Consider the following 14,425-nt stretch of genomic DNA (forward strand, 5'->3'; position numbering starts at 1 on the left):
TTTGACACGATAATTCCCCCTACTGTTTTTTAGTTGCTTTAAGGGACAAAGAAGTTCTATTACAGAAAACCACTTGAGAATACTGTAATAGTTCAACTGTTAACCCTTTCATGGATATATAGTAACACTCCTGTAATAAAAAGGAAAGTTAAAATTTTTTAATCTTACTTTAAATCCCCCTCATTATTTACACATACTTACTGTTCTTCTGATTGAGCCCCAGTCTGATGCATCTCTTCCTCCGTGACAAGGACTTCTCTCGGTTTGGATCCTTCATGCGGGCCGACGATCCCCCTCACTTCCATTTCATCAACGATCCGCGCTGCCCGGTTGTATCCGATCCTGAAACGTCTCTGTAACAATGAAATGCTGGCCGTCTGCATATCGACGACGAGATCGACCGCATCGCTGTACAAGTCATCTTCTGATTCGCCTGCCTCAGTTTTCGGTTCATCTTTAGGGATCATTTCTTCTACATAATTAGCTTCCTGCTGATCTTTTACAAAGTGTACAATGGCTTCCACTTCATCATCTGAAATAAACGCCCCCTGCACACGGGTCGCTTTATTGGCGCCCATAGGCTGAAAGAGCATGTCTCCCCGGCCTAAAAGTTTCTCCGCTCCATTACTGTCTAAAATGGTACGCGAGTCGGTCCCGCTGGATACGGCAAACGCAATACGTGACGGAACATTCGCTTTAATGATCCCCGTGATGACGTCCACACTGGGGCGCTGCGTAGCCAGGATCATATGGATCCCTGCAGCCCGGGCCATTTGAGCAAGCCTGATGATCGCATCTTCGACTTCATTGGAAGCCACCATCATAAGATCCGCCAGCTCATCAACAATGACGACGATGAACGGCAGGGGCAATAAGCCTTCGTCATCTTCAGCGTTCTTCTTCTTGACGTACTGATTGTAGCCCTCCATATTTCGGGTACCGCTGGCCGCAAACAGTTCATAGCGCCGTTCCATTTCCTGAACCACTTTTTGCAGAGCCTGAGCGGCTTTCTTCGGGTTGGTGACTACAGGTGTCAATAGATGTGGAATACCGTTATAAACGTTCAATTCGACCATTTTCGGGTCGATCATCATCAGCTTGACTTCATTTGGTTTCGCTTTAAGCAAGAGACTGGTGATCATGCCGTTGATCGAGACGGATTTCCCTGAACCGGTCGCACCCGCGACAAGCAAATGGGGCATTTTAGCCAGATCTGCCATGGCCACATTGCCGGCGATGTCTCGTCCTAAAGGTACTTCTAAAAGTTTGTCTTTATTATTCGCTTGTCCTTCGATCGTATCTCTAAAGGATACGGTCGAAACTTCCGAGTTCGGCACTTCGATCCCGATGACCGCTTTACCAGGGATCGGGGCTTCCATACGAATGTCTTTGGCAGCTAGCGCCAAGGCCAGATCGTCAGCTAAGTTGACGATCTTGCTGACTTTCACACCGGTGGCGGGCTGGATCTCATATTTCGTTACCGCCGGCCCGAGATTGGCTTTGGTCACTTTGGCTTTGACACCAAAACTTTCAAAGGTTTCTTCCAGTTTTTTAACGTTTTTCTGGATGATCGAATATTCATCCGACTGATCAACGGCTTCGTGTTCAGCTAGAAGGGTAACAGGCGGAAGTTTATACGACTGGTTTTCTTCCTCGCCGATCTCAAACTCCACTGGGCCATCTTCGTTGCCTTCATCTGACTGACTGGCCTCTTTGGCCTTCTTCGCAGACTCTTGATTTTCCGTCTGCTGCTTGTATTTGGCCTGCAGCTCCTGATAGCCTTCGATTTCCAGTGCAGTCTGCTCAGATTCCTGCTCCTGAAGCGGTGCGATGGTGTCTTCGGAGGGATCCGCAGGCTGAGTGGCCATTGCTTTGTCTGCTTTCTTTTTCGCCTTTTTAGACTTAGCTTTGCTTCTATTTCTGGTTTTTGCTTTTTCAGAACGCTTGGCTCTTAATGCCTTGAAGCCATTACCTATCCACATAAGGACAGCTTTGAGCGCATGTCTTATGCGGTCAAACAGTTGACGGTAGGAAAACTGGAAAAAAGTCATGATCCCGAAAAAGACGAGCGCAATGATCATCAGATATGTCCCCACTACACTGAACAGGAAGTAGCTGATACTGAAGAACAGCGCACCGATCATGCCACCACCTATATCGGTCCCGACACTGTTAGACATGAACTGCGGCCAGAAAAAACGCCAAGTGGCCTCGATACTGTTTATGGAATCAGTTATGATCGGCGCGAACCATCTTGAGTGCAGGTAAACGAGCCAGGCTGTATATAAAAGCGCCCCGCCTCTCGTTCGATGCCCTTTCAAACTTGGCCAGTCCCCTTTGAGGATGAGATATATGCCTAATCCTAATAAAATAATTGCTGAAAACGTGTAGGTTTCGCCGACGAACAGACGCAGGACATTGGTAAAAAAGCGCCCAACGAATCCGAACGATCCTAATGTCAGGATACTCACGAACGACAGGATGAATCCGATCCATTCCGGAGCTACAACGTGCTGTTTTTTCTTTGGCCTTCCTCGTTTCTTTGTGCGTGCCATTTCTGCACTCCTTCCTTTATATTCTGATTAATTATAGCATGAAATGTCCTTTCAAGGTAGGTCGGCCCAAAATCTGAGTGTCCAGCGATCCTTATTCTTTGACCTTTACCGCTACAGACAAGTAAACTGTTACTATAAGAATGTATCTACAGCACTATCAAAGAGGAGGATCTAGGATGGGCTCTATTTTTAAAGATTTTTTTGATCAGGGAAAAGACAGGGAATCCAGTGGGGAAGTCATTTATGCGAATGACCCATCGGAAAATATCAGCGAACAGAAAATCAGGGCCGATATTTCTGGACGCGTGCAGGGAGTGGGGTTCCGCTTTTCTACCAAACAGACCGCGGATGAGTTAGGGATCAAAGGCATTGTGCGTAATGAACCTGATGGAACGGTTCATGTTGAAGCCATGGGTGACCGGGAACAATTGAGCCGCTTTATCGAAGCCCTGCGCAAAGGCCCTTCACCAGCGGCGCAAGTGGAAAAAGTTGTCGTGACCTATGACGAAAACATTGAAGAAAAATCAAACTTTTCCCAGGCTAATTGAATTCTTTCTTCCATTAAGGTATAGTGGTCAATAGCATGTTAGAAACCACACCACTACTTTAACTTAAAGGATTGAATAGAATTGAAAAACCGTACTAAAAGATGGCTATTATCAGGTGGAATGCTTTCCATCGTTTTATTTTTATCAGGATGTATGCGAGTCGATGAGGCCGGCGATCCTACCGGAGGGTTTTCCCAGTTCCTCTTTGACTACCTGGTTCTGCCGACGCAGCAGTTTATAGAAATTCTGGCGGATTTTACAGGCAGTTACGGATTGGCGATCATCGCCATCACTTTTATCGTTCGTATTTTGATCTTACCTTTATCGATCAAACAACAGCGTACGACTATGGAACAGCAGGCTAAAATGTCGACGGTCAAACCCGTTACCGATGAGATACAGGCCGAAATGAAAGAAACCGACGATCCAAAAGTAAAACAGGAACTGCAGGCGGAAATGATGGAGATTTACCGCGAGAACAACGTCAATATGCTTGGCGGTTTGTCCGGCTGTCTGCCTTTGCTGATCCAATTGCCGGTTTTCACCGCAATGTTCCAGGCGATCCGCATGTCCGAATCCATTCAAAGCGCCACATGGTTAGGCATCAATTTGGGTGATCCAAGTATCTTGCTTGCCGTATTTACCGGTATCCTGTATTTCGTCCAGACAAAAGTCATGCAGGCCGGCATGCCTGAAGAAACGCGCAAGCAGTCAGGTGCCATGATGTACATGAGTCCTGTGATGATCCTGATGTTCTCGATCACTGGTCCGGCTGGTTTGACCTTGTACTGGTTCGCCGGCGGATTTGTCGCGATCGGTCAATCACTGATCACGAACCTCTACTACAAGCCTAAACTGGAAAAAGAGATGGAGAAAAAGCACGGGGGCAAACCTGTCATCAAACGTAAGAAACGCAAGCGTAAAACAGTTCAAGCCACAGAAACTGAGACAGAAGCAAACCAGCTGAATCCTGCGCCTTCCGCTAAAGACAGACGACGCAACCGTAGTCCGTTTGAACAGAAAGAACGCAGAAATTCCGGTAAACAACAGCGCAATAAATAACAGGATGATAAAAGGAGACGCCGCGGCGTCTCCTTTTTCTTTTTGCCTTTTAAATGGGGGCGACGAGGTGTCCCGTGACACCTCGTTTCATTTTATCTTTTAAGGTCTTTAGAGTGGTAAGCAATCGCCCCTGGCGATTGCTGTCCTAATATGGATGCAGCATACTCAAAGTGCGCGCTCATCAAGCTTTCTGTTAGTGAGTTCGACATTCTGGTGGTGTAACTGTCGATTCACGTTCTCCGCTTTCTGCGAATTCGACATTTCGGTTTCGTAACTGTCGATTCACGTTCTCCACTGTCTGCGAGTTCGACATTTCAGTCTCGCAACTGTCGATTCACGTTCTCCACTGTCTGCGAATTCGACATTTCAGTCTCGCAACTGTCGATTCACGTTCCCCACTGTCTGCGAATTCGACATTTCGGTCTCGTGACTGTCGATTCATGTTCTCCACTCTCTGCGAGTTCGACATTTCAGTCTCGCAACTGTCGATTCACGTTCTCCACTGTCTGCGAATTCGACATTTCAGTCTCGCAACTGTCGATTCACGGTCTCCGCTGTCTGCGAGTTCGACATTTCAGTCTCGCAACTGTCGATTCACGTTCCCTACTGTCTGCGAGTTCGACATTTCGATCTCGTGACTGTCGATTCATGTTCTCCACTCTCTGCGAGTTCGACATTTCGGTCGCAAAACTGTTGACTCGTCTTCCCCACTACCCGCGAATTCGACATTTCGGTCTCGTAACTGTCGATTCACGTTCTCCACTGTCTGCGAATTCGACATTTCGGTTTCGTAACTGTCGATTCACGTTCCCCACTACCCGCGAGTTCGACATAAAGTTGATTTATTATCTCTATCGTTTAATTTAAGACTCCTTAATAATCGACCTATCCTCCTTTTAACAAACTTCCCCGCTATCCATTCGTACACTAGTGACGTGGTCAGATCTGTTTCAGGGAATAGCATCTTTATTTCGTTCATATGGTTCAACAGCAAAGCATCCGCACTAATTTTCCTTCCACAATCAAGACAGATTGCCTGACGCTCACTCAGTTTCAGATTAAATGAGCAGCAGTCCGGACAAATCAGTCCCTTCTTCAATTCCTCGTACTTATACTCCTGGGGCGTTCCTCGATACGTTTCGCCGCTTCTGCTTTCCGACTGAAGTTTATTAAGGATACGCTTGCTTTCAATAGAAGACTGGAGCTGAGCATTTTTCAGTTTGGTGAAATGCGTGCTGATTTGCGTCGGTAGAATAAATGGGTTAGTGATCCTGGCATCATACAAGGTGAAATCAGGACTGACAAAGATCACAAAGGAACAGATCTCAAGGGATTCGGTCCACTGACTGATCATCTGCTGCAGAACTTTTTCTGTCCGATACAACTGAACACTCGGACAGATAAAATCCTTGCCTTTGAGCCGACGGAACTGTCCGGCTAACTGCTGGTATTCTCCTTCATAATTTTTCACTTCATATAGATAGAGTATATTCCCGATAACAACCAGGGCATCTATCTGGGCTGTGGAACCGTTATAAGTGACTAGCCGGTCGTTTAAAACTAGAACATCCGTGCCGAGATGTTTCTGAATCAGCTGGTCAAAAAGCTCCTCTCCTTCAAAACCCTTTTTCAGATTCAGCAGGTACTGCTTCTGTGAATGTGGCAGCCGGCTTCTGCTGTTGAGCGACTCCATTATTTTTAACTGTTCCGATTTGTTTCTTGTCGCTGTTTCCATGTTGTTCCTCCTGTTCTATAGACTATTAAATCTTCCTTCATTAGTAGATATTGTCCAACCGATCAAAAATTAACTTTTTTTGTCAAAAAAAACGGACCATACAATTTGATGTACGGTCCGGAGTCTAAACTTCGCTGTTTTATTCTTCATCGATGTTATTTGCTTTCTTTTTTGGCACTGACTGATCTTCTTTAAGTTTCGGCAATTCGATCCTGAAAATAGAGCCGTGATGCAGGACACTTTCTGCCCAGATTTTTCCATGATAGCCTTCAATCAGCTGTTTAGCGATAGACAAGCCCAGTCCATTCCCGCCTTTGTGACGACTCCTTGCTTTGTCGACGCGGTAGAAACGGTGGAAAATCTTCTCGGTATCTTCTTCAGTCATCCCTTCACCGAAGTCCTGAACGGCGATCTGAACGTTCGGCCCATTGTCGGACACGCTCAAATGCACCACTTTCTGATCGGTGGAATATTTCACTGCATTGTCAAGCAGGATGATCAGGATCTGCTCCAGATGATTACGGTAAATGTTCACGAACGTTTCTTTGTGCAGATCATCATCCAGTATGAAGGTGAAGTCAGGATGGACCAGCTTGAAGTTGTTATAGGTCTGATTGATAAGTTCTCGAACGGATGTCCGTTCATTTTTATAATGGATCTCCACCTGTTCGGCACGTGACAAGTCGAGCATCTCCTGCACCAGACTCTTCATGCGTTCGATTTCCTGAAGTGACGCACTGAGTGACTCGTCTAGAACCACCGGATCGTCTTTACCCCAGCGATTTAACAGCTTCATGTGCCCTTCTACGACAGCCACGGGTGTGCGCAGCTCATGGGACACGTCTTCAACGAACTGTTTCTGCTGTTCGATGTTCCGCTGCATCCGATCAAGCATGGCATTGTAGGCATTGGCCAGCTCTGTCAGCTCATCATTCCCATCGCCCACATCGATACGTTCACGGGACTCGGGATCTTTTTCAATGATGTGCATGGCTTCGGTCAACCGACGGATCGGCTGAAGGAAGGAAATAGCTATAATATAACCGATGACCCCACTAAAGAGCAGGGCGATTACTCCGGTCAGCAGGATCGCACCTAATACACTTCTAAACAATTCGTGATAGGACGACAAGGTATTGATGACCTGGACGTAGCCGATCCGTTGATTGTTTAAAAAGGAGTACACAGGTGTGACCGCTGAAAGAGCTTCGCCGTTCGGTCCTTCTTCGATCGTTTCGATCTGAAGTGTTTCATTCGGTTCGAAAGCGATATCGACGTCATTGGTTTCGTACAATAGTTCTGCTTCAGGATTATAGACTCTGATCACGATGCTCCCCTGACTTGCACGCAAAGGGGTGCTTCGCTGATTCTGCGACTCTTCCAGTATAGGCATTTCAGGTGTCAAGTATAACTCCTGCTGGAGCAAAACATCTTCGACATCTTCTTCGGTCAAATCATAAAAATGCTGACCGAATCGTTCCGTTAAATTTACCATGACGTTTCTTACAGCCTGCTGTTCATTATCGATCATGATCTGCTGAAACGTGATGAACAGGATCGTAGAAAATATGGTATAAGTCAAGAATAATGCAATCGCAGCCCCGATAGTCCACTTCCATCTCAAAGAAATACGTTTTGTTTCGTTTATTCCTTTCGTATCAACGGCTGCTTGAGGTTTCACGTACGCATCACGTATCCTGTACCTCTGACCGTTTGAATGTAGCTTTCTTTTCCTGGCACATCGATCTTGTTACGCAGATATCTGATATAAACATCGACGACGTTGGTTTCCACTTCCGTTTCATAGCCCCAGACTTTATTTAATAGGACTTCACGGGAAAGGACCACGTTCAAGTTCTCCATCAGTTCAACGAGCAGTTCGTATTCTCTTTTCGTCAGTTCAATGATGTCGTCTCCGCGTTTGACGACACGGTTTTCTTTTTCGACCGTAATGTCTTTATACGTGATCGTCGTCTGACGGCTGACGTTTTCTTCGGTTTCGATTTCGATACGACGAAGCAGTGCACGCATGCGCGCCAATAATTCTTCGATCGCGAAAGGTTTGACGACATAATCATCGGCACCATGATCGAAGCCGGAGACACGGTCAATGACAGAATCGCGGGCAGTCATCATGATGATCGGCACATTGCTTACCTGACGGATACGCCTTGCAACGTCAATACCGTTCAATTCGGGAAGCATCAAGTCGAGCAGGACGATGTCCCATTCTTTATTTTCATCGACCGCAGCTTCCAGACCTGAACGTCCATCAAATCGGACCTCCGTCTCGAATCCTTCGTGTGTCAATTCCAGTTCGACAAAGCGAGCTAAGTTCTTTTCGTCTTCTATAATTAAAATCTTTGCCACATTTTTCACTCCTACTGTTTTTTATGCGTTTATGAGTTTAAATTAATCTGATTATTCCTGACATTACGCCCTTTCAGTTTACCACAATTCTAAATAATTAGAAATGTAAGACTCCTCTAATTTAAACATTATAACAAGTTATAAATTTTATAACAAGACAATAGCAGGTTTTCTGAAAGAAAACCTGCTATTGTTGATTATTTGATTCGATCAGTTTGGTTTAGTCCCAGCTTTCTTCGCCTTCATTACCATACCAGTCGAAGTGGAACGTTCCTTCTTTGTCGACACGCTGATAGGTATGCGCACCGAAATAGTCACGCTGTGCCTGAATGATGTTGGCCGGCAAGCGTTCTGAACGGTAGGAATCGTAATAGGCGATCGCAGATGAAAAGGCCGGTACAGGAACGCCTGCCTGCACTGCCAGTCCAACGAGATCTCTTACTGACTGCTGGTATCTTTCAGCAATATCCATGAAATATTCATCCAGGACCAGGTTTTTCAGTTCCGGTTCACGTTCATACGCTTCTGTGATTTTCTGCAGGAAGCGCGCACGGATGATACAGCCGGCACGGAAAATCTTGGCGATCTCGCCATATTCGAGGTTCCAGTCATGCTCTTTAGATGCTGTCCCCATTTGGGCGAAACCTTGTGCGTAACTCATGATTTTACTGAAGTACAGCGCTTCACGCATTTTTTCGATCAGTTCTTTTTTGTCGCCTTCGTATAGTTTAGCTGCCGGTTTAGGCAGGACTTTGCTGGCTTCCACGCGTTCTTCTTTCATGGCTGAAATATAACGGGCAAAGACAGATTCAGTGATCAGCGGCAGCGGGATCCCCAGGTCAAGCGCACTCTGGGATGTCCATTTACCGGTCCCCTTGTTGCCGGCACGGTCTAAAATGATGTCGACCATGTCTTTTCCTGTTTCAGGATCTTTTTTCGTCAATGCATCGGCTGTGATCTCGATCAGGAAACTGTCCAGTTCGCCTTCGTTCCATTCGTTGAAGACTTCTGCCGCTTCTTCATTCGACAAGCCGACCATATTTTTCATCAGGTCATAAGATTCGGCGATCAGCTGCATGTCACCGTATTCGATGCCGTTATGCACCATCTTGACGTAGTGGCCGGCGCCATTCGGCCCAATGTAAGTCACACATGGTTCGCCGTCGGCCGGTGCTTTGGCTGCGATTTTTTCAAGGATCGGTGCGACCAGATCATAGGCTTCTTTTTGTCCGCCCGGCATGATCGCAGGTCCTTTAAGCGCGCCTTCTTCCCCGCCAGAAACGCCGGTACCGATGAAGTTGATGCCTGAGTCTGCCAGTTCACTGCTGCGACGCATCGTGTCCTGATAGAATGTGTTTCCGCCGTCGATCAGGATATCCCCTTCATCCAAGTAAGGCAGTAACTGCTGGATCACAGCATCCGTTCCTTTTCCGGCTTGAACCATCAGCAAAATCTTTCTTGGTTTTTCAAGCGAATTGACGAATTCCTCCAGTTCATAGGTTGCTACGACATTTTTGTCAGGGTTTTCCTCGACCACAGCTGTCGTTTTTGATGACGTACGGTTATACAGCGACACGGAATAGCCACGGCTCTCGATATTCAAAGCCAGGTTTTTACCCATGACAGCCATTCCGATGACGCCGACTTGTTGTTTACTCATTGATCAAACTCCTCCTATTATTTCGTGCTGAATTAGTTATCTCTTTTGTTACAGAGTTTACCTTTATATATTAACAAAATATGAACACTTTTGAAACTCTCAACTTGTCCCTTGCATTTCACCGTTACTTTCAGTACACTTATAGCTGAAATGAATAAAGAAAGTGGGTGCACATCCTATGGCTAACAGAAAAGATAAAGGATCTACAAGCACAATGACTCGCATCATGATTGGTATTCTTGTTCTGACGATGGTTGTCCCAGTATTTGCTTCATTATTGAGCGTATTATAATCAACAATCAAATAAATATCCTGGAAAAATCTCTTGTCTGGTCTTCAGACAGGAGATTTTTTAATTCCAGTCGATTTTTTAGACGCGTGTTTTTTTCTTTCCGGCCAGTTTCAGTAATTCCCCTGCTGTGTCTTTCGTCAGCTGAGTCAGTTCATCTCCGGAAAGCATGCGCGCGATCTCTTCTACGCGGGCATGCTCTACAAGACGTTCCACACTCGTCTGCGTGCGTTCGTCGTCCGTGGTTTTTTTGATGTAGAGATGCTGATCAGCCATAGCGGCGACCTGCGGCAAGTGCGTGATACACAGGACCTGGGAATGCTTGGCGACCGAATAGATCTTGTCCGCGATCGCCTGAGCGACACGGCCGCTGACGCCGGTGTCGACCTCATCGAAAATGATGCTTGTGATCCCCTGCGACTGAGAGAAAATCGTCTTCATAGCCAGCATCATGCGCGACAGTTCCCCGCCGGAAGCCACTTTACTCAGTGCTTTCAACGGTTCTCCTGGGTTTGTGGAGACGAAGAATTCGATTTTATCGATCCCCTGTTCAGTCAGCACCGGATCAGCCGCTTCAGAACCTTTGAAGGCCACTTGAAATTTCACTTTCTCCATGTAAAGTTCTTTCAGCTGTTCCTGAATACTGTTTTCCAGTACGACTGCTGTCTCTTTTCTAAGCACTGACAGTTTTTCAGCCAGTTTCCGTGCTTCTGTCTGTGCTGTTTTTATTTTTTTACTTAATCCATCGACTTGTTCTTCTCTGTTTTCAAGCTTTTTCAGTTCTTTTTCTGACTTTTCAAAATGATCCAGGATGGCTTCAACAGAATTCCCGTATTTCCGTTTCAGCTGCTGAATAAAGTTCAGGCGGGTCTCGATCTCGTTGAGACGCTCTTCATCATACTCCAGACCGTCCAGTTCCGAATAAATATCACTGGCCGCTTCTTGAAGCTGGAAAAAGGCTGTAGACAAACTTTCCGCTATCTGCTTGAATGACTCGTCGATGTTTTCTACAGCAGCCATCTTTTCCATGGCCTGACCGACACTGTCGAGTCCGCTGTATTCTTCTCCTTGAAGGGCCGCATAACTGGAAGATAAGGCTTCGACGATCGCTTGATGGTTCGCCAGCTTCTTCTCTTCTTCCAGCAGCTCTTCTTCTTCCTTTGGATGCAGCTGGGCCGCTTCGATCTCATCGACCTGATACCTTAAAATATCCAGCCGCTGAGCAAGCTCCTGTTCGTTGAACACCCACTGTTCGCGTTCCTTTGTGAGCTGTTTAAAGTCATGAAAAACCTTCTGATAGTCTTTTTTCAGCTTCAACAGTTCTTTGGGTCCAAAGTAATCGAGCAGATGGCTGTGATTCTCCGTCACCATGAGTTCCTGATGTTCATTCTGACCGTGAATGTCGATAAGATGACTGCCGATTTCTTTCAGTACGGCAATCGTTACGATACTGCCGTTGATACGGCAGACGGTCCGACCGCTTGCAAAAATCTCACGCTGAATAAGCAGGGTATCGGCTTCGTGTTCGATTTCATGTTGACTGAGCAGATTCAAAAGCTCCGCCGAAGGCCTGAAACCGAATTCCCCTTCCAGGACACACTTCTTTGCACCGAAACGGACGAATTCCGTCGAACCTCTTCCGCCGGCCAGTAAGCCTACCGCATCGATGATAATGGACTTTCCTGCACCGGTTTCCCCTGTCAGGACAGTCATGCCCTCTTTAAAGTCTAATTTCAATTCTTCTATTATTGCAAAATTCTTGATTCGCAACGATTCTAACAAAGACAAACCTCCTAGTCTGTTGGTGGTCGTGTTATATAAAGGAGATGATCCTTCTCTGGAAACGTTCTGCACTTTCTTCGTCACGACAGATGATCAAAACTGTATCATCTCCTGACACACAACCGAACATCTCACTGTACTTCGCTGTCTCGATCAGAGATCCCAGCGCAAAGGCATTTCCAGGAAGCGTACGGATCAAAACAAATTCTCTCTGCGTGTCGATGGATACAAAGGCATCTCTCATCAAGCGTGAGAGTTTTTTTGATATATCGTAATTCATTTCAGGAGGAAGATTATACCGATAACCGCCGTCCTGAGCAGGTACTTTCACCAGCTGCAGTTCTTTGATGTCTCTGGATATCGTCGCCTGAGTGACCTCGATCCCTCTTTCGTGAAGTTTATCGACGAAATCTTCCTGCTTCCTTATCACATCCTGCTGAACGAGTTTCCTCAGCAATTGATGTCTTTCTTTCTTTTTCACTTTTATTCACTCCTATGCATGTTTTCCTCGTTGTCAGTTCCACAGGTCGTCAGTATATTTATACAGTTTATTCACTCTTATTATACTTCTTTTTACTGTGTATGCCAATATCAACACTTTGGAAAACCCTGTTCTTTTTAAAATAGGAACTGCATAGAAAGAGACATTTATTAATATTATAATCGATTATATACAGTGATCAGTCCACAAATAGCGCGTCGCTGATGGCACTGTTCATATGTTCCTCTTTGCTCAGCGCTATCTTTTCACTTAAAGCGATATGCGCCAGAAATTCCTTGTTTCCCTTCCCGCCTTTGATGGGCGAGGGAATCACTCGTTTCACTTGGAAGCCCTGATCATAGAGATAGTCGACACTGTCTCTCACGACATATTCATGAACGGAACGGTCAGTGATGATGCCTTTTTCGCCGACATCCTCTTTCTGAGCTTCAAACTGCGGTTTGATCAGCGCTACGACTTCGCCGCCTGGTGCCAATATCGTTTTCAATGTCGGAAAGATTTTCTGTAGAGAAATAAACGATACGTCGATCGTCGCAACTTCTGGTCTGCCTTTTTTGAAATCACCGATCGTGACATGCCTGAAGTTGGTCTGTTCCATCACTTCGACCCGCTTATCGATACGCAGTTTCCAGGCCAGCTGGTTCGTGCCGACATCCAGAGCATAGACCAGTTTCGCCCCCTGCTGCAGACACACATCAGTAAAGCCCCCCGTGGATGCCCCGATATCCAGGACGATGCGTCCAGTTAAATCGATGCCGAAAACTTCGAGTGCTTTTTCCAATTTTCTGCCGCCGCGGCTGACATAGAGCTGATCTGCCCCTTTGATATAGACCGTGGTATCCCCAGGCCATTTTTCTCCGGCAGTAAATATTTGCTCTTCCTTTTCTGTATAGGCTTTGCCGGACATAATGAACCGTTTTGCCTGTTCCCGGTCTTCGGCCCATCCTTGTGCTATAAGTAAATCATCTGCCCGTTGTTTTTTCACTTTTTCACCTCGCTGTCGACACGTTCACTTCAATTTCAGGGACAGAATAAAGGACGCCAGCAGTTCTTTGTCATAATCACTATGCCGCCTTTTTATCGCCTCGTTCAGTTCCAGCGCGTCATCCAGATGTTCATCGAAGCGCGCCTGTGCACCTTCCAGTCCAAGCAGAGCGGGATACGTGCTCTTGCCGTGTTTGGCGTCTGCTCCCACACGTTTCCCGATTTCTTCTTCTGTACTGGTGACATCCAGGATATCATCTCTGATCTGGTAAGCTACCCCCACTTTGTCAGCGATCGTATCCAGATCTGTCAACGTAACTTCATCTCTTTCAGTTAAGAGGCCCGCTGCTCTGAACGCAAAGCGAATAAGCATGCCCGTTTTGCGGGAATGTATCGAGGCGAGCTCTTCAACACTCAGGTCTTTGTTCTCGCCGTCCATATCTGCCTGCTGGCCCCCGACCATCCCCTCATGGCCTGAAGCTTGAGCCAATTCTCTGATCAGCGAAAGCTTGACTTTATCGGCAAGGTTCCCTTGCGTCAGTATTTCAAACGCTTTGGTCAAAAGTGCATCGCCAGCCAGTATAGCCGTCGCTTCAGTATACTTGATATGGCTGGTCGGTTTGCCTCTTCTCAAGTCATCGTCATCCATGGCAGGAAGATCATCATGAATAAGAGAATACGTATGGATCATTTCAAGTGCGGCAGCTGCCGGTAATGCCTGTGTATAATCTTGATCGAAGGCCCTGACCAGCGCAAGCAAAATCAGCGGGCGGAGGCGTTTCCCGCCGGCTTCAAGAGAATAGCGCATGGCCTCTTCGATGGCCGTCTGGCTTTTATTCTGAATAAGATCCGTTAGATAGTTTTCAAATGACTCTTTGTATGCTTCTGTAAACGTCTGAAACTGCATAGTCGACTCCTTTTATGTCATTAAATAATAG

Annotated in this window: 11 protein-coding genes; 2 read left to right on the forward strand and 9 right to left on the reverse strand. The window is 46.3% G+C overall.

Annotated elements, in window-relative coordinates:
- Positions 1-197: 197 nt before the first annotated feature.
- The gene (locus tag BM049_RS04515; RefSeq protein ID WP_091529011.1) at positions 198-2,555 is read right to left on the reverse strand and encodes an FtsK/SpoIIIE family DNA translocase; all 2,358 of its coding nucleotides are present in this window, start codon (positions 2,553-2,555) and stop codon (positions 198-200) included.
- Positions 2,556-2,731: 176 nt separating this feature from the next.
- Between BM049_RS04515 and BM049_RS04520 the strand changes: the two genes are divergently transcribed.
- Together BM049_RS04520 and yidC are read left to right on the forward strand one after the other, a co-directional pair.
- Positions 2,732-3,103, forward strand: a complete 372-nt coding sequence (locus BM049_RS04520) for an acylphosphatase (protein WP_091529013.1) — start codon at positions 2,732-2,734, stop codon at positions 3,101-3,103.
- A 153-nt stretch (positions 3,104-3,256) separates the two neighbouring features.
- On the forward strand, positions 3,257-4,165 hold the full coding sequence (gene yidC / locus BM049_RS04525; protein WP_177188590.1) for a membrane protein insertase YidC: 909 nt from the start codon (positions 3,257-3,259) through the stop codon (positions 4,163-4,165).
- Between the two features lie 814 nt (positions 4,166-4,979).
- Here the strand turns inward: yidC and BM049_RS04530 are convergent.
- The 8 genes from BM049_RS04530 to BM049_RS04565 form a co-directional block, all read right to left on the reverse strand.
- On the reverse strand, positions 4,980-5,900 hold the full coding sequence (locus BM049_RS04530) for a nuclease-related domain-containing protein (protein WP_091529016.1): 921 nt from the start codon (positions 5,898-5,900) through the stop codon (positions 4,980-4,982).
- Between the two features lie 139 nt (positions 5,901-6,039).
- Positions 6,040-7,581: a HAMP domain-containing sensor histidine kinase gene (locus BM049_RS04535; RefSeq protein WP_245751858.1), complete on the reverse strand. Its 1,542-nt coding sequence runs from the start codon at positions 7,579-7,581 to the stop codon at positions 6,040-6,042.
- The gene (locus BM049_RS04540) at positions 7,578-8,270 is read right to left on the reverse strand and encodes a response regulator transcription factor (RefSeq protein WP_091529018.1); all 693 of its coding nucleotides are present in this window, start codon (positions 8,268-8,270) and stop codon (positions 7,578-7,580) included. Before BM049_RS04540 ends, BM049_RS04535 begins: the two co-directional genes overlap by 4 nt.
- A 220-nt stretch (positions 8,271-8,490) precedes the next feature.
- Positions 8,491-9,930, reverse strand: a complete 1,440-nt coding sequence (gene gndA / locus BM049_RS04545; protein WP_091529019.1) for an NADP-dependent phosphogluconate dehydrogenase — start codon at positions 9,928-9,930, stop codon at positions 8,491-8,493.
- Positions 9,931-10,300: 370 nt separating this feature from the next.
- A complete protein-coding gene (gene recN / locus BM049_RS04550; RefSeq protein WP_091529021.1) occupies positions 10,301-12,001 on the reverse strand; it encodes a DNA repair protein RecN in 1,701 nt (566 codons plus the stop codon).
- A 31-nt stretch (positions 12,002-12,032) separates the two neighbouring features.
- The gene (argR, locus tag BM049_RS04555; protein ID WP_091529022.1) at positions 12,033-12,482 is read right to left on the reverse strand and encodes an arginine repressor; all 450 of its coding nucleotides are present in this window, start codon (positions 12,480-12,482) and stop codon (positions 12,033-12,035) included.
- Between the two features lie 199 nt (positions 12,483-12,681).
- Positions 12,682-13,488, reverse strand: a complete 807-nt coding sequence (locus BM049_RS04560) for a TlyA family RNA methyltransferase (RefSeq protein WP_091529024.1) — start codon at positions 13,486-13,488, stop codon at positions 12,682-12,684.
- A 24-nt stretch (positions 13,489-13,512) separates the two neighbouring features.
- Complete coding sequence (locus BM049_RS04565) at positions 13,513-14,394, reverse strand: polyprenyl synthetase family protein (protein ID WP_091529025.1); 882 nt, start codon at positions 14,392-14,394, stop codon at positions 13,513-13,515.
- Between the last annotated feature and the right edge of the window lie 31 nt (positions 14,395-14,425).

This window comes from Alkalibacterium subtropicum (assembly GCF_900112455.1).
GTDB classification, from domain to species: Bacteria; Bacillota; Bacilli; order Lactobacillales; family Carnobacteriaceae_A; genus Alkalibacterium; species Alkalibacterium subtropicum.